This window comes from Sporosarcina sp. P29 (assembly GCF_002743265.1).
In the GTDB taxonomy this organism is placed as follows: Bacteria; Bacillota; Bacilli; order Bacillales_A; family Planococcaceae; genus Sporosarcina.
Map to the genome: position 1 here is coordinate 163,840 of NZ_PDYX01000004.1, position 25,604 is coordinate 189,443.

Annotated in this window: 23 protein-coding genes; 19 read left to right on the forward strand and 4 right to left on the reverse strand. The window is 42.7% G+C overall.

Translation table 11 applies throughout. The annotated features are described in order from the left end of the window. Positions 1 to 263: 263 nt before the first annotated feature. The 3 genes from CSV68_RS17290 to CSV68_RS05815 are packed head-to-tail and all read left to right on the forward strand — an operon-like array spanning position 264 to position 2,492. Positions 264 to 416: a hypothetical protein gene (locus tag CSV68_RS17290; RefSeq protein WP_199168610.1), complete on the forward strand. Its 153-nt coding sequence runs from the start codon at positions 264 to 266 to the stop codon at positions 414 to 416. 20 nt (positions 417 to 436) lie between these two features. Beyond that, positions 437 to 1,987, forward strand: coding sequence for a sodium/proline symporter (locus CSV68_RS05810; RefSeq protein WP_099635504.1), 1,551 nt, complete (start codon positions 437 to 439; stop codon positions 1,985 to 1,987). 19 nt (positions 1,988 to 2,006) lie between these two features. Next, the gene (locus CSV68_RS05815; protein WP_099661680.1) at positions 2,007 to 2,492 is read left to right on the forward strand and encodes a hypothetical protein; all 486 of its coding nucleotides are present in this window, start codon (positions 2,007 to 2,009) and stop codon (positions 2,490 to 2,492) included. Between the two features lie 98 nt (positions 2,493 to 2,590). On the opposite strand, the gene CSV68_RS05820 is transcribed toward CSV68_RS05815, so the two are convergent. Next, positions 2,591 to 4,207: a PucR family transcriptional regulator gene (locus CSV68_RS05820; RefSeq protein ID WP_099661681.1), complete on the reverse strand. Its 1,617-nt coding sequence runs from the start codon at positions 4,205 to 4,207 to the stop codon at positions 2,591 to 2,593. Between the two features lie 148 nt (positions 4,208 to 4,355). Here CSV68_RS05820 and CSV68_RS05825 point away from each other — a divergent pair, with 148 nt between their 5' ends. The 4 genes from CSV68_RS05825 to CSV68_RS05840 all read left to right on the forward strand — a co-directional run bounded on the left by CSV68_RS05825 (position 4,356) and on the right by CSV68_RS05840 (position 10,463). Beyond that, the gene (locus CSV68_RS05825; protein ID WP_099661682.1) at positions 4,356 to 5,825 is read left to right on the forward strand and encodes a CoA-acylating methylmalonate-semialdehyde dehydrogenase; all 1,470 of its coding nucleotides are present in this window, start codon (positions 4,356 to 4,358) and stop codon (positions 5,823 to 5,825) included. 20 nt (positions 5,826 to 5,845) lie between these two features. Beyond that, on the forward strand, positions 5,846 to 7,216 hold the full coding sequence (locus CSV68_RS05830) for an aminotransferase (RefSeq protein WP_483315667.1): 1,371 nt from the start codon (positions 5,846 to 5,848) through the stop codon (positions 7,214 to 7,216). Positions 7,217 to 7,392: 176 nt separating this feature from the next. Next, entirely contained in the window at positions 7,393 to 8,532 is a 1,140-nt protein-coding gene (gene ald, locus CSV68_RS05835; RefSeq protein WP_099635499.1) for an alanine dehydrogenase, read from the forward strand. 266 nt (positions 8,533 to 8,798) lie between these two features. Beyond that, positions 8,799 to 10,463, forward strand: a complete 1,665-nt coding sequence (locus CSV68_RS05840; protein ID WP_233192871.1) for a glucosaminidase domain-containing protein — start codon at positions 8,799 to 8,801, stop codon at positions 10,461 to 10,463. A 49-nt stretch (positions 10,464 to 10,512) separates the two neighbouring features. Here CSV68_RS05840 and CSV68_RS05845 read toward each other — a convergent pair whose 3' ends face one another. Beyond that, the gene (locus CSV68_RS05845; RefSeq protein WP_099635497.1) at positions 10,513 to 11,424 is read right to left on the reverse strand and encodes an NAD(P)/FAD-dependent oxidoreductase; all 912 of its coding nucleotides are present in this window, start codon (positions 11,422 to 11,424) and stop codon (positions 10,513 to 10,515) included. Positions 11,425 to 11,608: 184 nt separating this feature from the next. Between CSV68_RS05845 and CSV68_RS05850 the strand changes: the two genes are divergently transcribed. Both CSV68_RS05850 and CSV68_RS05855 read left to right on the forward strand, forming a co-directional pair. Then, positions 11,609 to 12,544, forward strand: coding sequence for a carbohydrate kinase family protein (locus CSV68_RS05850; RefSeq protein WP_099661686.1), 936 nt, complete (start codon positions 11,609 to 11,611; stop codon positions 12,542 to 12,544). 898 nt (positions 12,545 to 13,442) lie between these two features. Then, positions 13,443 to 13,883, forward strand: coding sequence for an SRPBCC family protein (locus CSV68_RS05855; protein ID WP_099661687.1), 441 nt, complete (start codon positions 13,443 to 13,445; stop codon positions 13,881 to 13,883). A gap of 38 nt (positions 13,884 to 13,921) precedes the next feature. On the opposite strand, the gene CSV68_RS05860 is transcribed toward CSV68_RS05855, so the two are convergent. Further along, positions 13,922 to 14,206: a hypothetical protein gene (locus tag CSV68_RS05860; RefSeq protein WP_099635494.1), complete on the reverse strand. Its 285-nt coding sequence runs from the start codon at positions 14,204 to 14,206 to the stop codon at positions 13,922 to 13,924. A 280-nt stretch (positions 14,207 to 14,486) separates the two neighbouring features. Between CSV68_RS05860 and CSV68_RS05865 the strand changes: the two genes are divergently transcribed. The 4 genes from CSV68_RS05865 (at position 14,487) to CSV68_RS05880 (ending at position 18,230) form a co-directional block, all read left to right on the forward strand. Continuing rightward, positions 14,487 to 15,854 carry a trypsin-like peptidase domain-containing protein gene (locus CSV68_RS05865; RefSeq protein ID WP_158233498.1) on the forward strand — a complete coding sequence of 456 codons (1,368 nt, stop codon included), beginning with the start codon at positions 14,487 to 14,489 and terminating at the stop codon, positions 15,852 to 15,854. Between the two features lie 136 nt (positions 15,855 to 15,990). Continuing rightward, positions 15,991 to 16,695 (forward strand): CBS domain-containing protein, encoded by a 705-nt coding sequence (locus tag CSV68_RS05870; RefSeq protein WP_099661689.1) that lies wholly within the window; start codon positions 15,991 to 15,993, stop codon positions 16,693 to 16,695. Between the two features lie 24 nt (positions 16,696 to 16,719). Next, on the forward strand, positions 16,720 to 17,466 hold the full coding sequence (locus CSV68_RS05875) for an ABC transporter ATP-binding protein (protein ID WP_099635491.1): 747 nt from the start codon (positions 16,720 to 16,722) through the stop codon (positions 17,464 to 17,466). Further along, on the forward strand, positions 17,463 to 18,230 hold the full coding sequence (locus CSV68_RS05880; protein WP_099635490.1) for an ABC transporter permease: 768 nt from the start codon (positions 17,463 to 17,465) through the stop codon (positions 18,228 to 18,230). Before CSV68_RS05875 ends, CSV68_RS05880 begins: the two co-directional genes overlap by 4 nt. Here the strand turns inward: CSV68_RS05880 and CSV68_RS05885 are convergent, their stop codons facing one another. Continuing rightward, positions 18,231 to 19,418, reverse strand: a complete 1,188-nt coding sequence (locus CSV68_RS05885) for a cation:proton antiporter (RefSeq protein WP_099661690.1) — start codon at positions 19,416 to 19,418, stop codon at positions 18,231 to 18,233. Positions 19,419 to 21,259: 1,841 nt separating this feature from the next. Between CSV68_RS05885 and CSV68_RS05890 the strand changes: the two genes are divergently transcribed. The 6 genes from CSV68_RS05890 (at position 21,260) to CSV68_RS17135 (ending at position 25,288) form a co-directional block, all read left to right on the forward strand. Next, positions 21,260 to 22,234, forward strand: coding sequence for an ABC transporter substrate-binding protein (locus tag CSV68_RS05890; protein ID WP_099661691.1), 975 nt, complete (start codon positions 21,260 to 21,262; stop codon positions 22,232 to 22,234). A 4-nt stretch (positions 22,235 to 22,238) separates the two neighbouring features. Beyond that, positions 22,239 to 23,270 carry a FecCD family ABC transporter permease gene (locus tag CSV68_RS05895; protein ID WP_233192872.1) on the forward strand — a complete coding sequence of 344 codons (1,032 nt, stop codon included), beginning with the start codon at positions 22,239 to 22,241 and terminating at the stop codon, positions 23,268 to 23,270. Further along, positions 23,257 to 24,072, forward strand: a complete 816-nt coding sequence (locus CSV68_RS05900; protein WP_099635640.1) for an ABC transporter ATP-binding protein — start codon at positions 23,257 to 23,259, stop codon at positions 24,070 to 24,072. Before CSV68_RS05895 ends, CSV68_RS05900 begins: the two co-directional genes overlap by 14 nt. Continuing rightward, positions 24,038 to 24,457 carry an ankyrin repeat domain-containing protein gene (locus CSV68_RS05905; RefSeq protein WP_099661693.1) on the forward strand — a complete coding sequence of 140 codons (420 nt, stop codon included), beginning with the start codon at positions 24,038 to 24,040 and terminating at the stop codon, positions 24,455 to 24,457. The genes CSV68_RS05900 and CSV68_RS05905 overlap by 35 nt, the downstream gene beginning before the upstream one ends. After that, complete coding sequence (locus tag CSV68_RS05910; protein ID WP_233192870.1) at positions 24,457 to 24,795, forward strand: antibiotic biosynthesis monooxygenase; 339 nt, start codon at positions 24,457 to 24,459, stop codon at positions 24,793 to 24,795. Before CSV68_RS05905 ends, CSV68_RS05910 begins: the two co-directional genes overlap by 1 nt. A 337-nt stretch (positions 24,796 to 25,132) precedes the next feature. Continuing rightward, on the forward strand, positions 25,133 to 25,288 hold the full coding sequence (locus tag CSV68_RS17135; protein ID WP_158233499.1) for a hypothetical protein: 156 nt from the start codon (positions 25,133 to 25,135) through the stop codon (positions 25,286 to 25,288). Positions 25,289 to 25,604: the final 316 nt, after the last annotated feature.

Consider the following 25,604-nt stretch of genomic DNA (forward strand, 5'->3'; position numbering starts at 1 on the left):
TTATGGAAGAATTCAACTGGCTACAAATATTGATGTTTTTATAAGCGTGAGTAGCACATATTGCACAAGGATATAAGACGTTCTCTAGGTTTGTTAGTAAATCTCTAGCATAAATCATTTCGTTGAAAATGATATGCAAGACATAGTGACTAAAGGTTTTTGGCACTAAATAACAATGTGTCCAATGTATGACTGTCCAATTATTACTATACTATGTCAAAGGTTTAGAATAGCTAGATTCTATTAAGATGGGAGGTGAATATATGCTTGGATTTCCTGTAGAAACATTTTGGTGGTTTGTTCCATGGCCTTTCATATGGTTAGGCTTAGCAACCATTATCTATTTTAAAATGAAAAAAGACGATGATATGGAAGAGAAGATGGAAAAAGAACAGAATCAAAACCAAAATCAGTAGTTGCGATAGGGGGGCATTCAATGAGCATTGATGGGATAATTTTCATTGTATACTTAGGGATTCTATTAACGATTGGCTTGTGGTTTTCGCGAAGATCGTCAGCCTCTACAGAACAGTACTTACTCGGTGGTCGATCTCTCGGACCGGCAGTCACTGCAATGACCATGCAAACTACAGCAATGAGTGGTTTCATGTTTATGGGAGCTCCGGCGATGGCCTTTAAATATGGCTGGTATGCCATTTGGTACGCTATTGGAGATGCAGGTGGATCGATTATTAACCTGTCCGTTTTAGGTAAGCGAATGAGAAGAATGTCTGAAATATTGGGAGCGCTTTCACCGATTGAGTACTTAGAAAAACGTTTTGAAAGCCCAAGTGTTCGAGTGGTAGGTTCGATTATTTCAATTGTCTTTTTGTTTGGATACGTATGCGCTCAGTTTATTGCGGCAGGTAAGGCAATGTCTACACTGACAGGTTTTACTTATGAACTGTCTCTGATTATCGGGATTAGCGTCATTATTATCTATACTGTGGCAGGCGGATATCTAGCTGTTGCATACACTTCTTTTGTACAAGGCTTAATCATGGTACTTGGTGTCGTAGGGATCGGTATTCTCGCGTATTTCCATGTAGGCGGAATCACTGGGTTGAACGTTGCGCTGAAAGCTATAGATCCTTCGTATTTGAGTATCTGGGGGAAAGACCTAGCCTACTATGGTCAGTGGGGGATGGTGCTCGGTGCAATACTCATCTACTCCATTGGATATATGGGACTTCCACATGTAGTAGTTCGCCATATGTCGATGAAAAGTACAAAAACTGTAAAAGGCGCTGTCATAATTAGTGCTATATGGAATCAATTCTTTATCTTTGTACCGTACATTCTAGGAATGATTGGTATTATCTTACTACCCACAATTGCTGACCCGGAAATGATTATTACAGAATTAGCTTATACGTTATTCCCAGGAATCTTTGCGGCACTATTACTCTCAGCTATTATGTCAGCGGTAATGTCCACTGCAGACTCTATCTTGATGCAGGCAGGCTCTATTCTTTCGCGTGACGTCTATCAACGATTCATCAATAAAGATGCTACTCCGAAGACGATGATTCTAGTTTCGCGATTATGCATTTTATTGGGGGGAGTGGTGGGAGTTGTAGTAGCCATTTATGAGCCACCATCCGTGTTTGCTTTAGTATTATTCGCTTTTGGTACTTTAGGAAATGCTTTCTTAGTTCCTTATGTTGCCTCTGTTTACTCTAAAAAAGCGAATTATATTGGCTGCCTATGCGCAATGATTGGTGGAGCTTCAACAAATATTATTTGGACTTCCATGGGGCTTGAAACATCTACGGGACTTCATCCATTCTTGGCGGGTTTAATCGTATCTCTGTTAGGTATGATCATCGGAAGTCGATTTGGTCGTAAACCATCAGGTGAAATACTGGAAGCGTTCGAACAGTCCAGACGCAAACGTGTATTTTCAAAAGAATTTGACCGTAACATTACACGCGATTTGGCTCCCGAAGCTAGCAATGTATCCAAGTTTTTGGCAGACAATAAATAACTTACAGGAGTAGGTACTTATGAGCGCTATATTACTACAAGACATCGAGTTTACTAAAGAAGAGGTATTGCAAGGATTGCAACAATACGAAAAAGAAACGTATTTTCAAATCCAAGATATTATTTACTACCCATATTACTTTTTTGAATATCAAGTGAGTGCTAAAAGCTTACTGAAGTTTAAGGGGAAAGCAGCTTGTACAATAGATGGGCTTGGGGGAAGAGGAGCGATGGTGGATGTTCGGCCAAGTTTTTCTAGAATGAAAGTAGAAGTTGGTCGTTTCCCTGCGCTTATGATTAGAGAAGAAGAAGCGATCGATATGGCTGAAAGGTTTATTTTTGACAATGCTTCTTCGAAAGCCAAGTTTGTTACGATGCCTAAAATCACAGAAGTTCATAGGAATCTCTTTTATCGTCCGTTTTGGTTAACGGATTTCAAGATGGATAATGAGAAATCAGGGCAGCTCATAGTGGATGCGATTAGCGGAAGCTATCATCCGTTATAACAGGATTCCACGGCGGTCATAGTGAAATATGTAATCGTATACAGCCACTATTCACTAAATGCAGATGAGCAGTGGCTGTATGTAGAAAGAGATGTCACTCAAGATAAGACTTTTTTAGCTAGAATGGCTACTTCGAGTGCAATCCGATTTAGTGGAGACATAAAGTTCTCACCCATTATGGATTCAATCTTTTCCAGTCGGTGATACAGTGTTTGTCTTACGATAAATAGACGATCGGCGGTTTCTTTTTTTGAACCACCACACTCAAGATAAATACGGAGCGTTTCGAATAAGTTGCTATCGGTCTTTTTATCGTAATCAATAAGATCTTGTAGGTAATCTTCTACATAGTGTTCAAGGTATTCTTGTTCGTTGAGTAGAAGTAAAAGTCTATAGATCCCCAAGTCTTCATAAAAATCACTTTCAAATAAAATCAGTTGTTTGAGTTCAATTACTCTTTTTGCTTCTGTATATCCTTCCTTGATTTGTGATTGGTTATGGTGAACTAAACTGATACCAAATGTATATTCGCGTTCGTTAAAGAGACTGTCGTCGTCCATGCTAGTTAATTGCTTGGCTACTTGGGTGAAACGATTAATATCCTTTACATGTTTACCTGAAGCAATAAATGATGCAATAATCGTAATTTCATTTCTAGTTACGGAGATAGTTGGAAAGAAACTATGTCTTTTAAAGACAGAACGAATTGTCATAGATTGTTGTAAGCGGATTTCTTCCCAACTATTTTCATCTATAGTGGTTTCATTAGTATCCAACTCAATGACAAAGATTCTGTAATGGGTATTCGGGCTTTTCGTTGGTAGGTAGGATTGAATATCTTCCTGATCTACAGGACGCCCATGCAGTAAATTACGCACAAATTCATCTTCATTATATTGATTCCTCTCTTGAATAGTACGAATCCGTAGTAATATTTGAGCGATCGCCAGAGAAGCTCTATCCAAGATTAAAATGGCAAACTTATCAGCTGTTGCTTGTGGAAGATGAAGGCATAAATATCCAAGAGCTTGGCCTAAACCATTGATTGGAAACAAAACAAATGCCTGATCATCGATTATATAGATGTCTTGTTTTAGTTTTTGCGTAGGGCTCTCACTAAGAAATTCTTTTATGCTTTTTTTCCACGAACTCGATTCAACAGGGTAGTAATAGGATTTCGCTTCATCAGATATAAACAAGACGTGTTGATTAAACAGTGAGTGTAACTCGTGGAGAATCTTCAAAATTCCATTGGGCATTAAACTTAACTCATTAAACCTTCTCGATAGTGTATCCAATTTAGACAGCATTTCATAATGGCGGTTAATGATAACGGTATGTAAATCTTGTGAAATATCGACAAACTTAACTGCTTTTTCGAACACCACTATAGGAAATTGCTGTGCATCAGCGAGTGCAATAATTTCTTGCTGTATCTCACTAACGTAATACCCTATTTCAACACAAAGGCAAGCAACATCCAGTTCGATTAACTGTTTTATATACTTTAACTGTGTCGCACTATCGAGTTGCAGATGCAGGCCAGTAGTTAAGATGATTTCACCGCCGTTAACTAGTGAACTGAATTCACTTACCTCTAATACGTGTGACCATCTAACTTGACGATCCAATCCATTACTTCCAGCTACGACTTTAGCGTGCTTGAACGTTTCGCGAGCTAAAACATCTTTAACGGTCAAAGAAAGTTCATTCATGAAAAAAGACCTCCATAACGTGAAAAGATTTTCAGTACGATGTTACACAATGTAAAATGAAAGTATTTAGAATAATTGTTAAACTATAGAAAGTAGTTTAGCTCAAGTCTTGTTGTAAAGCAAGATTAGATGAATAGGAGGAATGAAAATGAATACAATAGTTGTGAAAAAGAAAACGCTTTCAAATTTTATTAATGGACAATGGGTAAAATCACTCACTGATAAATATGAAGAGGTGCCAAATCCAGCTACAGGTGAGATTATTGCAGAAGTACCTATTTCAACTGAAGAGGATCTACAAATTGCAGTAGATGCAGCGAAAAAAGCTTTTTCTACTTGGAAGAAAACTGCTGTGCCGCAAAGAGCTCGTATCCTGTTTAAATATCAACAACTTCTGATTGCTCATTGGGATGAGCTGGCACAACTGATTACTATAGAGAACGGAAAAAATTATACGGAAGCCTATGGCGAAGTTCTGCGCGGAATCGAGTGTGTGGAATTTGCTTCGGGAGCACCAACATTGATGATGGGGTACCAACTGCCTGATATTGCAACAAACATCGAATCGGGCATGTATCGCTATCCTTTAGGAGTTGTTGGAGGGATTACACCTTTTAACTTCCCAATGATGGTCCCTTGTTGGATGTTCCCGCTTGCCATTGCAGCAGGAAATACATTTATTTTAAAACCTTCAGAGCGTACACCACTCCTGGCGAATAGATTAGCGGAGCTATTAACTGAAGCCGGATTACCAGAAGGAGTGTTCAATATCGTTCATGGCGCACATGATATCGTTAACGGAATCTTACGCCATCCAGATATCCCGGCCGTTTCATTTGTTGGATCACAGCCGGTAGCAGAGTATGTGTATAAAACAGGAACGGCTCATGGTAAACGTGTTCAAGCGCTGGCAGGTGCCAAGAATCATTCGATTGTTATGCCTGATGCAAATATGGATTTGGCAGTCACTAATATTACCAATGCAGCATTTGGTTCTGCTGGTGAGAGATGTATGGCTGCTGCAGTTGTAGTCGCAGTTGGAGATATTGCGGATCAACTTGTGGAGCGTTTAGTTGATGAAGCTAATAAAATAACTATTGGAAATGGATTAGACGAAGGAGTATTCCTCGGACCAGTCATTCGAGATTCACATAAGGATAAAACACTTTCATATATCGAAGCGGGGATCAAAGAGGGAGCGACTCTCGTACGTGACGGCCGAGGCGATCAATCTACTTCAGAAGGAGGCTATTTCGTAGGGCCGACAATTTTTGAAGGAGTTACAACGGAAATGCGAATTTGGAAAGAAGAAATATTCGCACCGGTTCTTTCGATAATTAGAGTAGAAACATTGGATGATGCGATTGAGCTTACCAATCAATCAGACTTTGCAAATGGTGCTTGTTTATATACAGATAGCTCAAAGGCGATTCGTCAATTCCGAGAAGAAATTGATGCAGGAATGCTTGGTATAAATCTAGGCGTACCAGCACCTATGGCGTTCTTCCCATTCTCCGGCTATAAGAAGTCATTTTATGGTGATTTGCATGCAAATGGCCGTGATGGTATCGAGTTTTACACACGTAAGAAAATGTTGACTGCACGTCACGAATATTGATAAAAGGGGAGGCAATGCTATTGAAAACTTTACATGAACAAGATCAGAATAATAAAAAGTCCTTTACGGAACAAAATCGTGATAAAGTTTGGCATCATATTTCAGCATATAATGAAAAAAATCCTCCGATGATTATTGAAAGTGGCGAAAACGCCTGGATTACAGACCATAAAGGTAATCGGTATTTAGATGGTATGTCAGGGCTTTGGTGTGTCAATGTGGGTTATGGAAGAGAAGAGATAGCTCAAGTAGCATATGAGCAATTGAAAAAGCTGGCTTATGTGCCCATGACACAAAGCCATGAACCGGCAATAAAACTAGCTGCCAAATTAAATGAAATGCTAGGAGACGACTATAAAATCTTCTATTCAAATAGCGGATCCGATGCGAATGAAGTAGCCTTCAAGCTTATACGTCAGTATCACCAGCAAAATGGGGAACCTTCGAGATATAAATTCCTCTCCCGTTATCGTGCTTATCATGGCAGCTCAATGGGAGCGCTATCTGCTACGGGTCAAGCTTTGCGTAAATATAAGTATGAGCCGCTAGTACCAGGATTTTTACATGTAGCACCTCCAGATAATTATCGAAAACCTGAAGGGATCTCAGTGGAGGATTATAATATACAGCGTGCTTTAGAGCTCGAAGAAAAAATTATTTGGGAACAAAAAGATACAATTGCGGGGATTATTATGGAGCCACTCATTACGGGAGGTGGAATCTTAATCCCACATCCGGTGTACTTAGAGAAAGTCCAAGAAATTTGTACCCGTCACGGTGTCCTATTAATCATTGATGAGGTGATTTGTGGATTTGGGCGTACGGGAAAAGCATTTGGACATCAGCACTACAATGTGAAGCCGGATATTGTGACGATGGCGAAAGGTCTAACTAGCGCATACCTTCCATTATCGGTGACAGCAATCCGCAAAGATATTTATGAAAAGTTTGATACAGGCGAAGATCACAGTCATTTTCGTCATGTCAATACGTTTGGTGGAAACCCGGCTGCTTGTGCAGTCGCGTTAAAGAACTTAGAGATTTTGGAACGTGAAGATCTAATCAATCGTTCAGCAGAACTTGGCGAGCGGTTATCGGATGAACTGGCATGCTTACAGGATCATCCCTATGTGGGAGATATTAGAAGTATTGGTTTCTTGATGGGGATTGAACTTGTTGAAGATAAAAAAACAAAAGAGCCTGCAACGAATGCGCGAATCACGAAAATTATTGGAGAATGTAAAGCGAATGGACTGATTGTCGGTCGAAATGGTGAGACAGTAGAAGGATTCAATAATGTTCTTGCACTTTGCCCGCCACTTTCTTGTACGGATGAAGATGTAGACTTCATTGTATCCGTTATTAAAAAAGTATTTAAAGAGAATGAATAACAGGTTGTAATCTCGTAATTGTGTTTAAAGTACCTCTAGTCTACTAGTGAAGTGTAGTCAGAGGTGCCTTTTCTATACAGTAAGTAGCGTCTTGTAATATGGATGTCTTATACCGCTAAATCTCAGAAAACTGAAAACTATACAATAGTATGCATTTGATCCGAGGAGGAATGGGTATGTTGATTGGTGTACCAAAGGAGATTAAAAATAACGAGAATCGTGTTGCGATGACCCCCGCAGGAGTGTACACACTGCGCTCGTCTGGCCATGAAGTACTTATTGAAACGGAAGCTGGTTTAGGATCAAGTTTTACAGACGAGGAGTATGTCGAGGCGGGCGCCAAGATCGTTCAGACAGCGGAAGAAGCATGGAGCGCTGAAATGGTGATGAAAGTAAAGGAACCAATTGCCTCTGAATATCGTTATTTTCGTAAAGGGTTACTACTATTCACATACTTACATTTAGCATCTGAGATGGAGTTGACTAAAGCTCTTTTAGAAAGTGAAGTAACAGGACTTGCCTATGAAACGGTTCAGTCGCCTAATAAATCATTACCTCTGCTCGCACCGATGAGCGAAGTGGCAGGAAGAATGGCCACACAAATTGGTGCCCAGTATCTTGAAAAAACGAAAGGTGGAAAAGGTATTCTGCTAGCAGGAGTACCAGGTGTTTCTCGAGGGAAAGTCGTAGTAATTGGCGGTGGGCAGGCAGGAGCAAATGCTGCACGTGTTGCAATAGGGATGGGTGCTCAGGTGACAGTGCTGGATTTGTCAGTAGATCGTTTACGTCAATTAGATGATATTTTCGGCAATCATATTCAGACACTTGTTTCCAATCCATTTAATATCGCTGAATCAGTCAAAGCAGCAGACCTTGTGGTTGGTGCAGTACTGATCCCGGGAGCTAGAGCGCCTAAGCTTGTCACTGAAGAAATGGTTCAATCTATGAAACCTGGATCGGTCCTTGTAGATATCGCGATCGATCAAGGAGGAATCTTTGAAACATCAGATCGTGTAACTACACACGATGCCCCGATCTATACAAAACATGATGTAGTTCATTATGCAGTGGCGAATATGCCTGGTGCAGTACCACAGACATCTACAGTAGCATTGACAAACGTAACTGTACCTTATGCACTTCAAATTGCCAATAAAGGATGTAGACAGGCCCTTCTAGACAATGAAACACTTCGAAAAGGTTTAAATACGATGAATGGCCATGTCACATATAAAGCTGTTGCGGAAGCACAGGATTTACACTACACACCAGCACGATCTATACTAGAGAACAATGGTTTAGTAATGAATGCTTAAAAGAATCGATACGTAGACATATGCGATTATGAAAAAATAAGTCCCTCTGCTTACAATATATTTTGGAAACAAAATTATATTCCAGCAGAAGGACTTATTCTGGTTATGGAGTCGGCTAGCCTTAAACATACCATCAGCTCAATTCAACGCGATGAATGCGTGTGCCGTATTCTGTATACTATTGAACAATTCTGTAATTCTATATGTCAAATCTAGTAATAACCTGTATAATCAACACCAAAAGGAGGTTACTAGATTTGAAATCTATGACAAAACTTATCACAACAGCTGTCATCGCTTTTCTGATCACCCTTGCGATGACGCTATCAACTGAAGCTGCTACTTGGCAGGACCCTTCGCCTGATCAGAATCCGGACAAGACGTGGATAGTCACGTTCAATAAACCAGTAAATAAAGATACGGTCAGCGAAGACACAATTTATATCAAGGATTCTAAAGGAGTAACGCAGACCAATGCAATAACATACTCAGACTCCGACAAGAAAGTACATATCGCGCCACCAGCAGGTAATTACCGTAGTGGAGAAACTTACACATTGCATATTACGCAAGCCGTGCATAATACAGACGGCAATCCATTAAAAGTACCGGTGACTAAAACGTTCTCTATTATGACGGATAGAACATATGACTTGGCGAATGTACAAGCCAATGGCACGACAAACGTAGTGGAAAGGTTTCCAAGTTTTGAAGCAGCGGCAAGCCGTATGAATGGCAACCAAGTCGTGTTGTTCCAAAACCATATCATCCACATGCCAAGCGGGCTGATCTCAACTGTGGCATACGGTGGCAGCTCATTGACAATTTTGTATGCCGATAAAGACTTAAAACGTCAGGAAACTTATGTTCCAGTAGATACGGAACTTGTGTATGTTGACTCGACAGCGACATCTGTAAAAGTCGAACTGGCAGGAAGACACTTCTATATCAAACCACAAAATGCAACGATGCTACCGAGTCAGACCATAACGGATCGCACACACTACAAAGTGTCGAAAAATTCACTATACCATTTGATTTACTCACATAAGACTAAGTCGTTCGCTTCGTATGAGATGGGTGCTGCACCACGCTTTATGCAAGAAGGGGTAAAGTATTATAGCACCGACGGCAGTCATTTTTATAATGAAACAGGGGCTTTAATTGGCACGGCACATCAATACTTTCAGTACTTGCCGATGCGCAGCATGACCCGCTATACAGCTGAAGAGTTGGATGCGTATATTATGAAACAGTTACGTAGTCTAGAAGAATTTAATCCTAACTCCACGATTTATAAAGACGCTACGACAAGAAGTAAGTTGATTGGATTAGGTTCAGAGTTAAAACGTATTGAACGAGATAGTCATGTGAACGCGATGCATATTTTAGCGTTGGCGCAACATGAAAGTCAGTACGGACTAAGTCAGCGCGCGTTGGCCGATAATAACTTATTTGGGTTGTATGTGACGGATGATAATCCGAAGAGGAAGAATTTTGATTCAGTCAGTCAGAATATTCAAGAGCTAGTCGATGCTTTCTTGAATAGAAACTATCTGCCGCCGAACGTGGCGTATGCGAACGGGACAAATTTCGGTAACAAAGCGGTTGGTGTAAACGTCAAATATGCTTCCGATCCATACTGGGGTTCTAAAATCGCAGGGCATCTGTATCGAATGGATCGTTCGATGGGTGGGGAAGAATTGGCGAATCAGTTAAAGATCGGATTGACAAATTACGTTGATTTGAAAGTGCGAATTGAGCCAATAAAAGAGTCACTTCAGATTTATTACTATCCGAAAGTGGGCATGCCGCTCATTATTCAAGATGATCAGTTACCTGAAAATCCATGGATAAAAATTCGTTCAGATAAAGCACCGTATGGATCGCTATATGTACACGGCGGTTATGTAGATCGACTTGAATGGTAATAAAAACTAAAATAGCCCCTTACCTGATTAAAACGGTGAGGGGCTATTTTTAATCTATTCGATTGAAAAACTCATTCGTCAAGTCACCATTAATCCCTATAGCGGCGGCGCTTCCGGTACCCGCAGCGACTAGTAGTTGCGAGGGGACGATATGAGAGACGTCTCCTGCTGCGTAAACATTCCAAACGGTTGTCCGTCCATATTCATCGGTCAAAATTCCACCATTTTTATTGCGTTCACATCCTAAGTCTTGAGCGAAATGATTAGGATGACTCCAAAGAGGAGAGGCAAAACCGCCTGCTCGGTCTATCAAGGTACCGTCTTCAAGCCGCACCCTGTGCAATTGCCCATCCTCACCTTCAAGTCCTGAAATGATATCATCGACAATTTGTATCCCTTTCGCACTCAACTTCTTTTGTTCCTCTGCCGTCAGCTGACCTTCTCCACCGGTGAAAACAATTAGATCTCGGCTCCAGGTATACACTTCTGCAGCCAATTTAAATACATTTTTATCCGCAAATACAGCCAATGAACGATCACGCAATTCCCAGCCGTCGCAATAGGGACAACTAAAAATGGATGTGCCGTAAAAGCGCTCAATACTTGGTACGTTAGGCTGTTCATCACGTAAACCGACAGCAAGAAGTACTTTCTGTGTGCGGAACGTCCTGCCGTCTGCTGCCATTAATTCATAATGTGATTCATCCAAACGTTCTAACGCAACTATCTTCTGATGATGAAATACCACAGACGGGTACTGTGTCAGTTCTTTCCGACCAATCTGTCGTAATTCCGAAGGCTGCATACCGTCACGTGTTAAAAATCCATGTGATGCACGGGAGACGCGGTTTCTTGCTTGATCATCATCAAATACAATAACATTTCGTCTTGCCCGTCCAAGTACTAAAGCCGCACTTAATCCGGCGGGTCCGCCACCAATAATGGCACATTCATAGATCATGTATATTTTCATCCCTTTTAGTTATATGATTTCCCAGGAACCGCATGAATTAAACTGTAGTGTGTGCAGTTTACTATAATTCAATTCGTACAGAAAATACTGAACAATATTTTATTTGGACATTATCACAGTTAAGCTAATTCCGTGATACGATAGAGAGAAAACTTCTGAGGAGGTCGAATACATGAAGAATCGACAAGATAAACATGTTTTAATATATGGTGACATTTTCGTGGATTATATCGCAACAGATGAAACAAACACCAAATTCTCTACATTTCTTGGTGGGGCAACAGTCAACGTAGCGGCAGGTGTCTCACGCCTAGGTGCAAAATCTTCATTAATTACCGTAATCGGAGAAGACGAGGATTCAAACTTTGCAGAAAATCAACTGCGACAAGAAGGTGTCGATGTAACATTTGCTGTCCGTATTCCTGAGAAGAAAGTGAACCGTGTTTATGTACATTTGACTCCAGAATATGATCGAGTATTTGTGAAATACATAGATGACACGCCCAATCTTCAAGTCCAACCGAGTGATTTACAAGAGAAAGCTTTCCAAAACGCTTCAATTTTACATATATGTTCCGGTACGATGTTCCAGCCAACTGCTTTAGCAACAACGAAAAGAGCTGTCGAATTGGCAAAAGAACATGGTCTCTATCTCTCAATAGATCCTAATATTCGTCCGTTACGTTGGGAAAGTGAAGAGCTATGTCGTAATACAATCCTTTCATTTTTAGATCAAACGGATTTGCTGAAACTTACGGAAGAAGAACTTACTTTTCTCATGCAAGAATCGGATATAGAAAAAGCATTAGATCACCTTGCTGCCTATAATATCCCTGTTATCATGATGACGATGGGGGAAGCAGGAACTCTGGCCATCATTGAAGGGGCGCAACATCATGTAACCGTGGAGCCCATCGATCCCGTAGATACAACAGGAGCAGGAGATGCTTTCTTGGCGGGCGTACTTCGCGGCCTTCATCTAAACGGCAAACCTAAAACGGTTGAAGAAATGCTTGCACATATCGAGTTCGGTAATCAAATGGGAGCATTATGTGCAATGAAAGTCGGCGCGCTGTCCGCGATGCCGAGTGCGGATGAGTTGGAGTGATGTTGTGAGGGGAGTGATCACGACTGTGGTCAAACGTGTGCGCATTTGCGCTCTATCCCAGTCAGCGAGCGCTCTATCGGTGGTTCTATTCGCTCTATCAAAGCTGGTGAGTGCTCTATGTGTGTATTTATCCGCTCTATCAAAGCCTGCCCGCGCTCTATCCGCCTGTTTATCCGCTCAATCGTGGATTGCCAGCGAGACTCTGTGGGTTATCATGACTGTGGCCGAACGTGTGCGCATTTGCGCTCTATCCCAGTCAGCGAGCGCTCTATAGGTGGATCTATTCGCTCTATCCAAGCTGGTGAGTGCTCTATGTGTGTATTTATCCGCTCTATCAAAGCCTGCCCGCGCTCTATCCGCCTGTTTATCCGCTCAATCGTGGCCTGCCAGCGAGACTCTGTGGGTTATCATGACTGTGGCCGAACGTGTGCGCATTTGCGCTCTATCCCAGTCAGCGAGCGCTCTATAGGTGGATATATTCGCTCTATCCAAGCTGGTGAGTGCTCTATGTGTGTATTTATCCGCTCTATTAAGGCCTGCCCGCGCTCTATCCGCCTGTTTATCCGCTCAATCGTGGATTGCCAGCGAGACTCTGTGGGTTATCATGACTGTGGTCAAACGTTTGCGCATTTGCGCTCTATCCCAGTCAGCGAGCGCTCTATAGGTGGATATATTCGCTCTATCCAAGCCCAATCGCGCTCTATCCGACCAAATATCCGCTCTATCATCGCCCGCGAGTGCTCTATCCACCCGTCTATCCGCTCAATCACCACCCACCACCCACAATCCCTATCTTCCAAAAGAGGTGTACTACAGCACAATGCAACCTGATTTGTATAAAACTGGATTTCATAGTAGTATGATGAAAAGTTAACTGTTAGGGAAGGTGGAATGGTCTATGCCGAACGGTACAAAGGAAATCAACGTAACAGCATCCGCGCAACATGTATGGAGTTTTCTCGAAGAGGTAGATCAGTGGGCTCCTCTCATTCCAGGCTATATTGCACACGAGAAAGTTAGTGGAAATCAATTTACTTGGAAGTTTCGGGCTGATCTTGGCATGATGCAAAAGAATATTGTCATGCAAGTTGATATTACAGAAAAAGTTGAACGTTCAATGATAGCATTTACACTTGAGGGGCTGAATGAGAGTCTCGAGGGGAACGGAAGCTTCCAACTAGAAGAAGCTGCAGAGACCACGATACTAAAAGGCTATCTTGATATCAGGGGGAAGGGTATGATGGGATCGGTTATTAATTCCATGATGAAAAGTTATGTGCCTGAAACGGTAAGTGCATTGACGGAAGCAATCGATCTGAAAATCAGCCAAATAGAATGAAAAAATGTACACAGTGCGCTGTGTACATTTTTTTATTTTCAGGAGCCATATCTTATAGTACAAATATCTCCTACATCAATCTCTTGAACTTCCGATTCTCCAAATGGCTGAAAGTGGATAGTCCGATTTTTTCGATCGAACTGTAGGTAGTACCCGTTATGTTGTACCTCTTTTGAATCCTTCAATGTAATCTCTACAGGTGCGCCCATTGTCAGGTCGACAAGTATATGAACGACTTTCTTTTCATCATAACATCGCGCTTTTCGTCTCGGAATATACGGTACGTCATAATCATTGTCAGGTTTGAACCTTCTAGATGACATATTGTATGCACCTCCTCTCTCTTTAGCGTATGTAGAAATTTGCTAGAGAACTGTGCCGCTTCATTGGATATATTCAATAAGAATCGGTTGGTGTATGTATATTGAAAGAAAATTTAATTCAACACGTATTTATGATAATACTTGGGGCGATTAACGAGAAAAAGCATCGAGAAATGTGTGAATTTCAAACTTCATGGCATGTCTTTTGTATTAGGTCATATGGTATAATGAAAAGAAAGATTATTCGAAGCCAATGGGGAATGGAAGAGGGGGAAACTATATGTATTGTCCGAAATGTGGTCATAAAAATACGGATGAAGCGAACTTTTGTGGTGGCTGCGGCAAGGCGATGTATGGGTCCACTAATGCGAAACCTATTCTTGCGGTAGTGTTGACATTACTCATAGGTGGGGCTGGTTATGGCTACGCGACAGATTGGAGTTTTCAATGGCCGTCCGAAACGACAGCTTCCGTTAAAACAAAAGTTGTTCATAAAGATGAGGCCGAATTGAAAATTAAAAAGGCGCCTACTGTTGTCAATGAAACGAAACAGCAGGTCAAAGATAAAACGGAACTCATTAAAGAGTCGTTGCCAAGTGTTTTTACGATTGGCACGAGAGATGGATTGGGCTCAGGTTTTTTGTATAAGGCTGGTGGCTATATCGTGACAAATGCACACGTAGTGGCCGGCTATACCGATGTAACGGTGAAGAATTCTGTAGGTGAGAATTTTGAAGGTACTGTTATTGGCATTTCAGATCGTTATGATATCGCGTTAATTAAATCAGAAGCGAATAAACATGTGAAACCGTTTGTCACCGAGACGAAAGAGACACCGATTGGTACGGAAGTGATTGCGTTAGGGAGCCCTAAAGGTCTTGAGAATACGGCATCTATTGGTTATTTAACTGGATTGAATCGTGATATGGAAATGGATTTCATTTATGAGAAGATCTATCAAATTGATGCACAGATTGATCATGGCAGTAGTGGCGGTCCATTGCTAGATGCAACAACGGGTAAAGTGATTGGCATTAATTCTTTACTATATAAAGATAATACCGTCTTTGGATTTTCTATTCCGATGCACAGTATGCAGAAGCAAGTAGACGAATGGATTCATGCACCAATGAGCAGTAAGGCGGTGGCTGCGTTATTCAACGTCTACGATGATTATGTACCAGAGTCGTATCAAGATTCGGAGGATACGTCGTGGGACTATGAAGACTATGGTGGTTTCGACGATTCAGAGGAAGACTATACAGAAGAGCCAGAGCTGGAAGATACAGAAGTTGCAGATGAAGAAGTAGAGGATTTTATTCATGGTTTTAGGAGTCAGTATGAATTAGCGATTGACTATAATGATTATGAGTATATTGCACCATATGTTGCGGCCGGAAGTTCCGCGGAGAGTGAATTATGGGATTTTCTAAATGACTTATCTATGAAAAATGAGTTTTATGAATTTATTGATACGTCTGTGACAGATGTTATGTATACGAATCAATCGATTGAAGTGTATACGTATGAAACATTGAATTTCACGAAGGAAGATGGAACGGTACAGTTTTTAGAAAAGAAAAAGTTGTACACCCTGATTTACGACGAATATGGTGATTATCAAATTAAACAGATTTCCAATCAATAATTAGTTGTTGCAGTGACTGTAAGTAGGCACCGCAACGGCTTTTTTGTATTTTAAAAAGTGTGCTAACCAGGAAGTCTAAAGGCTTGAAAAGGAATGAAATATGCTATACTTTGCCTAGAAAAGGGGGCGATGTGTTATGGAGCATAAAAATTCAGAGCGTTTTCTCATTGCATATAATCGTATCGATAAATCATTAATGAAGATTACGGATTTGCCTAACCATTTTTCATTCTCGAAGAAAATTGATAGAGCTAAATCCCAACATGCTTTAGTTGCTCATTACGAAGATGATCTACGGGAGTTTGGAAGTTTACGCAATGCGATTGTGCATAATCGGACAGGCTTTGACTATGCTATAGCGGAGCCTCATGATGAAATTGTAAAATTGATTGAGAGTATAGATGAACGGTTATCCAACCCTGTAACGGTCAAAGATTTATTTGCCGGTAAAGTACATACTGTGCAAGCGGATGAATCACTGGCAACGGGTCTGCGTTTAGTAAGAGAATGGAAAATTAATCAACTACCTATTTACAAAAAGGGTCAATTTATCGGATTAATTACTGCAGATGGCATTATGAATTGGCTGGCAGATCAGGAAACAGATTGCATTTCCCGGGAAATACCGACATTATTAGACGTATATAATCACGAGAAAAGAAGAAAAACCTATCGTTTTGTCAAAAGTACAATGTCGGTTTATGAAGCAGAAGGGTTTTTCAGAAAATCCATTTTGTCGGGGAAACGACTACAAGCCCTGCTCATCACGGAACAAGGTGGTAAAGATGAGAAGCTAATTGGCATCATTACCCCGTTGGATTTATTGAAGATTGATGAATGAAGAAGTGTGGGAAAGGTGAAATAGATGGATAGTAAACAGAATAAATCTTTATATGAGCCGGCGATTCATTTTCAACATGTATCGTTTGAGGTAGGGGATACAAAGATTCTCGATTCGATAACGGGATCTTTCCCTACCAATCAGATTACGGTGTTGGTCGGTCCATCGGGTGCAGGGAAAACGACGTTATTGAAAATGTGTAACGGTCTGCTGAGTCCTACAAGTGGGGATATTACCGTACAAGGGCGTGCCATTCATGAAATGTCGCCGATCGATCTCCGTCGAAAAGCAGGAATGGTGTTACAAAATTCTCCAATGCTCGCAGGGAGCGTCTATGATAATTTGGCACTGCCACTGCGTTTACAGGGCAAGACATTGAGTAAAGAAAAAGCGTTGGATATTTTAGATCAAGTCGGTCTTGAAGGAGAATATCTCGAACGTGACAGTCAGAATTTATCGGGTGGTCAGCAGCAGAAAGTGTCGATTGCTCGAACATTAATGAATGAGTCCAAGATTTTATTGATGGATGAAATCACGTCTGCGCTAGATCCATCATCATTGAATGAAGTAGAAGACTTGATTCGTACACTGCATGAAAAGCATGAGATTACGGTCATCTGGATCACACATAACTTGGAGCAGGCGAAGCGAATGGGGCAGTATGCATGGATCATGGTGGATGGGAAATTAGTGGATGCAGGCGAAATATCTGTACTTGATCATTCAGATATCCCGTCAGTCGATCGCTTTTTGAAAGGGGACTTTTCATGAGTACCACTGCTTTATTCCTGACACTGATCTTTGTATTGATCCCGTTAGCGCTGTCCAAATCACTTGGATTGAATTTGGAGAAAGACACCATTATTGCGACGATTCGTTCGACTGTGCAATTAGTGGCGGTCGGTTTCGTACTGAAATTTGTCTTTGATTCAGAAAGTTATACGTTCATCTTCTTGATGGTCGTCTTGATGATTGGAGCAGCTGTGCAAAATGCGCGCAAAAAAGGGGAAGGCATTAAAGGAATCACGTGGAAGTTGATCGTGACGTTTGTATTGCTAGAAGTGTTGACGCAAAGTATCTTACTTGGCTTCAAGATTGTACCAGCTACTGCACAATATATTATTTCATTGACCGGTATGGTCATCGGAAATTCGATGGTCCTTGCGATTTTATTCCTTAATCGTTTCGTGTCGGAAGTCGAAGCGCATCGTTCAGAAAGTGAACTGATCTTGTCACTTGGCGGCACACCAAAACAAGCGATACATAAGCAATTGATCCGCTCTATTCAGGCCAGTATGATCCCAACAATTGAAAGCCAAAAGACGATAGGACTTGTGCAATTGCCGGGTATGATGAGCGGTCAAATCATCGCAGGGGCTGACCCATTAGAGGCTGTTCAATTTCAAATCTTAGTTATATTTCTATTACTGACCACAGCGGCATTAACGAGTGTTTGCTTAGGTTTACTTTCCTATCCGACACTGTTTAATGAACGTATGCAAATGATACAGCGACAACAGCAGCACTCGAAGTAATTACTTTTCGAGTGCTTTTGAAAGTGGATAAATGCCGATACTTTGCACGACGAGTGACAACAGTACTACTGCGAACCCTAATGAAACGAGCGCATCCGCGGAACTGTCTGCGGCATCGGCCAAGCTTAACAATAAGAAAATTGACATCGTTCCTCGAATGCCTGCCCATGATAAGAGCGAGGCTTTTTTGACGTTCATTAATTTTCGGTAACCCGAGAATAATTGCATCGTCCCAGCGATTACGATAAATCGACTAATGATCGAAACAATAAATATTCCGATGGCGAGCCACCCGTGATGTAAAGGTAATAAGTAATCAGCAGCTACAATTCCGATAGCTAAAAATAAGATCGAAAGTAATGCAGGTTCCGCTACTTCCCAAAATCCATTCAAATATTCTCGGTGCATTTCTTCCTTGTCAGCACGTCCAAGTTCAGCAGATAGCATAATGCCTGCTGCAACCGTCGCCAACACACCTGAAAACCCGAATGCTTCAGCTAAATGAAATGCTCCATAGGCAATAATGACACTGAGTAAAACTTGATTTTCTCGATGTGTAGAAAGGTGAATCGCTTTACTGACTATCCAACCCGCTACTAATCCTGTAGCTACACCACCGATCGATACGGAAAGAAACTCTCCTATGAACGGCCAAAATTCAAATTCCTGTTGCGTCGTGAACATCGTCAACAATACAGTGAACAGCACGACACTAGTCCCGTCGTTGATCATAGATTCCCCGTCGACTATATCTGCAACGGAGGGATCATCCAACGACTTTTTCAGTATGGATACAACAGAAACAGGATCAGTCGGTGTCAGAATCGAAGCGATCAATAATGCCCCTACTAATGAAATCTCTATACCCGCTCCCATCCAATAGGTAGCGAGTCCTAGAAGTAGGGCAGTCACAAGTAATCCAGCCGTACTAAGCGTTCCAATCACTTTGGCATGCTTTCGTAATGAAGCGGCCGAGTAGTGGTAAGCGGAGGCAAATAGCAGGCCGGGTAAAAAGATAGTATAGATGATTTCTTTGGATATAGTGATGCTATTGAAGTAGGGGATGAATGATAGGCCGAAACCGATTCCGACTAGAAAGACAGGAAGTGGAAAGTTTTTCTGCTTTTTATCAATCGTCATCGCGACGTAGCCGATGGTTAATAAAATGAGGATTTGTACAGTGCTCATCCCATTCACTCCTTTCTTTGGTGGTTGTTTTATACATTCCCTTGATGAAGGGGGAGGAAACAGCTTTAGCGGTTAAGTTTAAGATTTGGGTATTGTGCCGAGTATGTTGAAGTGGCAGAAGAAAGGGGCTTTACTTGGCTTTAGTGATTGAGTGTGAGGTGAATTATAGTTCTATCAAGCGTGCGTAATAAGCGGCTTTGGTTTGTGGTTGTTGCAGGTGCATTTTCTTTTTCTTTTTCCTGGAGGTTGTGGTTTAGCTGTCAATGTAAGTGGCGAGTCCATTGTCCTCACTTCGGCGCTGGTGGATGGCTTTCGCGAGGAGCCAGAGACAGGAAGTGCGCCTGTCTTTGTCTCCTCGCTACGCCTACCACGGCAGGCGCCTTCGTTGGATTGGGTGTGGGGCAGTTCATATAGCGTTTTTTAAGTGATTAGTGCGTAAGTGATCATGGATTACGTTTCTGTAAAGGGTGCGTAATAAGCGGCTTTGGTTTGCGGTTCTTGCCCGTGCTTTTTCTGTTTCTTGTTTGATCAGGAGGTTGTGGTTTGCTGCCTATGTAAGTGGCAAGTCCATTGTCCCCACTACGGCGCTGGTGGATGGCTTTCGCGAGGAGCCAGAGACAGGAAGTACGCCTGTCTTTGTCTCCTCGCTACGCCTACCACAGCAGGCGCCTTCGTTGGAGTAGGTGTACAGCAGTTCATATAGCTTTATTAAAGTGATTAGTGCGTAAGTGACCATGATTACGTTTCTGTAAAGGGTGCGTAATAAGCGGCTTTGGGTTGCGGTTCTTGCCCGTGCTTTTTCTGTTTCTTGTTTGATCAGGAGGTTGTGGTTTAGCTGACTATGTAAGTGGCGAGTCCATTGTCCCCACTTCGGCGCTGGTGGATGGCTTTCGCGAGGAGCCAGAGACAGGAGGTTCGCCTGTCTTTGTCTCTTCGCTACGCCTACCACAGCAGGCGCCTTCGTTGGAGTGGGTGTAGGGCAGTTCGTATACTTCTTTTTCAAAACTACAAGATCAGTATCACCAAATCACTGATCTTTTTCCTATTAGAATCACAACTTAACTGAATACCCAACGGTAGCGCAGGCACAACTGCGGGGTAGGCCGTGGCCATGAGACAACTGGCGGCACTTTGCCAGCTGGCTCCTGGCTGGAGGCAATCCCCCACGTGCCTGCGCGGGTCCAGAAAGCAGACCTCCACCAACTTCAGTAAACAACAACCGGTCGAGCAACGACCACAACCAAAAGTGAAAAAGACCCGCAGCCGCATAGTCATTCCGCCAACCGCGTTTGCAGGTTGGGTAAGATACGCTAATTATCATTCTTAGAACCACAACCTAAATAAATTTCACCCGGCAGCGCAGGCACAACTGCGGGGTAGGCCGTGGCCGGGAGACAACTGGCAGCACTACCGCCAGCTGGCTCCTGGCTGTAGGCAATCCCCCACGTGCCTGCGCGGGTCCAGAAAGCAGACACTCACTAACTACAGTACCCAACAACCAGTCGAGCAACGACCCCAACAAAAGTGCCAAAGACCCGCAGCCGCATAGTCTTTCCGTCAACCGCGTTTCTAGATTGGGTAAGATACGCAATTTATCAATCTTAGAACCACAACCAAAGTAAATACCACTCAGCAGCGCAGGCACAACTGCGGGGTAGGGCGCGAGTCCAGAAAGCAGACACTCACCAACTCCAGTCCCCAACAACCAGTCGAACAACGCCCCCTCAAAACTAGTACAAAGTATTCATTCTCACGAATCTATTTGACAATGATTCTCATTATCGACTATGATATTCCTCAATGAGAAACATTCTCATTATATTCGAGGGGGAATGAAAGAGATGAAAAAGTTAGCTGGTGTGTTCAGCGTACTGATGTTGCTGTTTGTACTCAGTGCGTGCGGTGCAGAGGAAGAAAAAGCAGAAGATAAAACAGACGCATCCGCAGTAAAAGCAGAAGAGATTGAGAAAACAACTGATACAAGCATCGAAGTGACAGACATGACAGGCCAAACCGTAACATTCGATGAAACACCAAAATCTGTCGCAACATTGAGTTCGGGTGATCTCGACATGTTACTAGCACTCGGAATAGAAGTAGATGGACGACCGACAGTGCAAGGCCCTCCGAATAAAGACTTAGAAGGCATCGCTGAAATTGGGAATCCACATCAGCCGAATTTTGAGAAGATTGCGGAAGTACATCCTGAAGTCCTGATCGCTGCACCAAGCTTCAAGCAACATGAAGCGAATATGGAGCGCCAAGGAACGAAGACCGTCTACACAGCAGCTAACTCTGTGGAAGACATTCAACAGACGATTGGACTATTCGGTCAGCTATTTGATAAAGACAAAGAAGCAAAAACCATACAAAACACGATCGCAGAACAAATTGAAAAAAGCACAGCGGACAAAGCAGATGCTGTGAAAACTTTATTAGTATATGGAGCACCGGGTACATACATGGTGGCGCTTCCGAATTCATTATCAGGTAATCTACTAAAACTAGCTGGTGGAGAAAACATTGCTAGTGATTTCCCGAATGAAGAAAAATATCCACAGTACGCAAGCTTAAGCGTCGAGAAAATTATCGAACGCAATCCTGAAATGGTGATGTTGATTACACATGGTGAGCCGGAAGCTGTCAAAGCGGCATTTGAAGGCGAAATGTTGAAGAATCCAGCGTGGAAAAATCTAGACGCAGTGAAAGCTGGAAACGTCATTGTCTTACCTTCCCACTTATTCGGTACGAATCCTGGCACAAAAGTAGTGGAAGCGCTTGACGTGATGAAAGAAAGCTTAGGACAGGTTAAATAAGGTGATTGCAACAGGAGAACAGACGCAGAAAGAACGTCATCCACTTGCCAAAAAGCGGGTCATCGTTCTTGTAACGAGTGGTAGTTTACTTGTGATCGCGGCTATTTTGAGCCTGATGATTGGTCCGGTTTCATTCTCTATGCAGGAAATTTTGGACGGGATTTTTGTAGCCAATGACACGATGGAACGGCGAATTGTATGGGAACTTCGCTTTCCACGTGTGCTGGTCTGCATAATTGTAGGGGTAAGCCTCGCTGTCGCCGGCGCCATCTTACAAGGAGTGATGCGGAATCCGTTAGCTGACCCGGGAATTATCGGTGTCTCATCGGGAGCGGGACTCGCGGCGACAGTGATTATGATTATTTATCCAGCCTATATCATGTTCTTACCGCTTGCCGCTTTTCTTGGAGCGCTTGCAACAGCCGTTGTCATCTATGCGTTGTCATGGAGAGGTGGGGCGTCGCCTTTACGCATCATTTTAGTCGGTGTCGCTATTAACGCGGTAATCGGCGCATGTATGAGTGCATTGATGTTACTGTACAGCGACCGTGTACAAGCGGTGTTGCCTTGGCTTGCTGGAGGAATCGCAGGTGTCGGCTGGGTGCAGTTTGAAATGATCATCTATTATGCGATTGCGGCATTCGTGCTAGCAATCTTCTCGGTCAAGCATATCCGTATATTGCGTCTCGGTGACGAAGTGGCGAAGTTGCTCGGACATAATGTGGAGCGAAGTCGATTTTTCCTCATCGTGTTGAGTACGCTACTTGCTGGAATGGCTGTCAGTGTTTCTGGTTTAATCGGTTTCGTTGGCCTTGTCGTGCCGCATATTATGCGCTCCATAGTAGGAGGCGATTATCGGTTTTTATTACCGGCATCTGCGCTCGGTGGTGGATTGCTAGTCGTAGTAGCAGACACGATTGCCCGTACATTATTTAATCCAATCGAACTGCCGGTAGGAATTTTACTCTCATTCCTCGGTGGACCATTCTTCTTGTATCTCATTCAAAAACGGAGGGATTCATTTGCTGATAACTGAGGAACTTACCTATCGTCATTCGGATTCATTCGAATTAACGTCCATTGATTTGCATATAAAGCAGGGAGAAATCGTCAGCTTACTAGGCCCTAATGGTTCGGGGAAATCGACATTTCTGCGATTGATATCTAGACTGATCACACCAGGAAGCGGCGAAGTTTTGCTGAACGGCGATCGATTGAAACGAATGAAATCTCAGGAAGTGGCTCGGAATTTAGCTATGCTTCCGCAAATGCAAGATCATCAGCTCGATGTCACGGTGGGCGAGTTAGTAGAATTCGGACGACATCCTCACCGGACAGGCTACGGCAAGTTGAGCCGCGAAGATCAGGACATTATTGACTGGGCAATCGGTGTAACGAAATTAGAGAAATACAAGAATCGCATGTTGCAGTCATTATCTGGTGGCGAACGTCAGCGTGCATGGATTGCAATGGCAATTGCGCAACGACCGAAAGTGTTATTGCTAGATGAACCGACCACGTATTTGGATATTTCACATCAATTGGAAGTCATGGAGTTGGTCACACAATTAAATGAAACGTACGGAATGACTATTATTATGGTTCTTCATGATATCAATCAAGCTGCAAGTTACAGCGACCGCCTCATCGTGTTGAAAGATGGTAGCGTGCGCTTTGACGGAATTCCACAATGCGTGCTGTGCAAAGAAATGTTCCACTCTATTTTCGAAATCGACGCAGAGATTTTCATGAATAATGGAAAATGCTTTTTCACACCAAGTAAATTAGAAAAGGGTGAATGCTATGAGAACGGAAGCAAAAATGAAGCAACCCATTGATCAAGCGCTGGTACGAGAATATGTGATTGCCGCACATGGGAATTTTGTGGAAGTACAAAGGTTGATTGAACAGGAGCCTGATTTAGTACATGCTGTCATGAACTGGGGCGGCGATGACTGGGAAAGCGGTCTAGGGGCTGCGGCGCACACGGGCAATCGAGATATTGCGGTCTATTTATTAGAAAAAGGTGCGCGGATGGATATATTCGCGGCTGCTATGCTCGGTGAACTTGAAATCGTAAAAGCGTTGTTGAAGTGGTATCCGAGCTGGGACGAACTAAAAGGTCCACACGGCATTCCGTTACTTCGTCATGCAGCAGTAGGTGGAGCACAATCGGCGCCCGTGCTTAAATATTTAGAGTCAATTAAACTGGAGGTAGTATGATGCAGAAAATGATCGCAATCAATACGATCTATGTTGAAAAAGGCAAAGGCGAGCAAGTAACCGCACGTTTTGCAAAAGCAAAAGCTGTTCACACATTTGAAGGCTTCATTTGTATGGAAGTATTGTTGAATGAAGACAACGAAGATCGCGATGAAATAAAAGTATGTACGACATGGGAAGACCGTCAATTTTTCGATAGCTGGCTACATAGTCGTGAAAATGCAAAATCACATGACGCCAAAGCACCGGCTGAACCGAGTCCAATATTAGGTAATGAAGTGAAGACATTCGATGTGAAAGTTCAACATTTGCCCGCAGAAACAGTAGAAACCAAGTAATTTAATGCAGCGGCAAGCACCAACTTGTCGCTGGCATTCCGATAGTGATCTATGCAGTGGAATAGGCCTCCACTATATAGATGGCTTTCGGTAACCCGTCAGCAAACACTGTATATCGCGTAAACACTTGAAAGCAAACTGTACACGTCTATTCATTGGAAATTAGCGCACAAAAGCCCACCATTGCTTTGCCGCGCTAATTCCCAAACGCAACCCTCCCTTACTTGCGGACATTCACCACATTCCAGCAGGGTTGCTTTCAAGCTGTTTCATTTGGCTGCTCTCTTTCATGAGAGCAGTTTTTTTGTATTGGTTTTTAATGAAGGAGGGTGGTTTGTTGGGGAGAGTGCTCGATCAGTTGAGCTATCCGCTCAATGTATGGACTGTAGTGCTCTATATGTCGAGCTATCCGCTCAATGCTGTGGCTGGAGTGCTCTATCAGTTGGGCTATTCGCTCTATGACGCGGCTGGAGCGCTCAATCGGTCGAGCTAACCGCTCAATACCGGGGAAGCGCTCTATCAATCGAGTAATCCGCTCAATGTCAGTCGTCGAGCGCTCTATCAATCGTGTGAATCGCTCTATATCGTGCTTCAAGTGCTCAAACAATCAGGTTATCCGCTCAATCTCAAGCCTTATCCGCTCAATCCCAAACAAAAAAACCGCCACTCCAAAAGTAAACTGTACCCCTTGTAAAGGACAATTAAAAAAAGCCTATGCTATTTGTTGAAGTTGCTGCCTGTATTTTGCAGGCGGCAACTTTTTTAAATTCCATTGCCCACGATAATGATTGTAGTACGTCATGTAACTT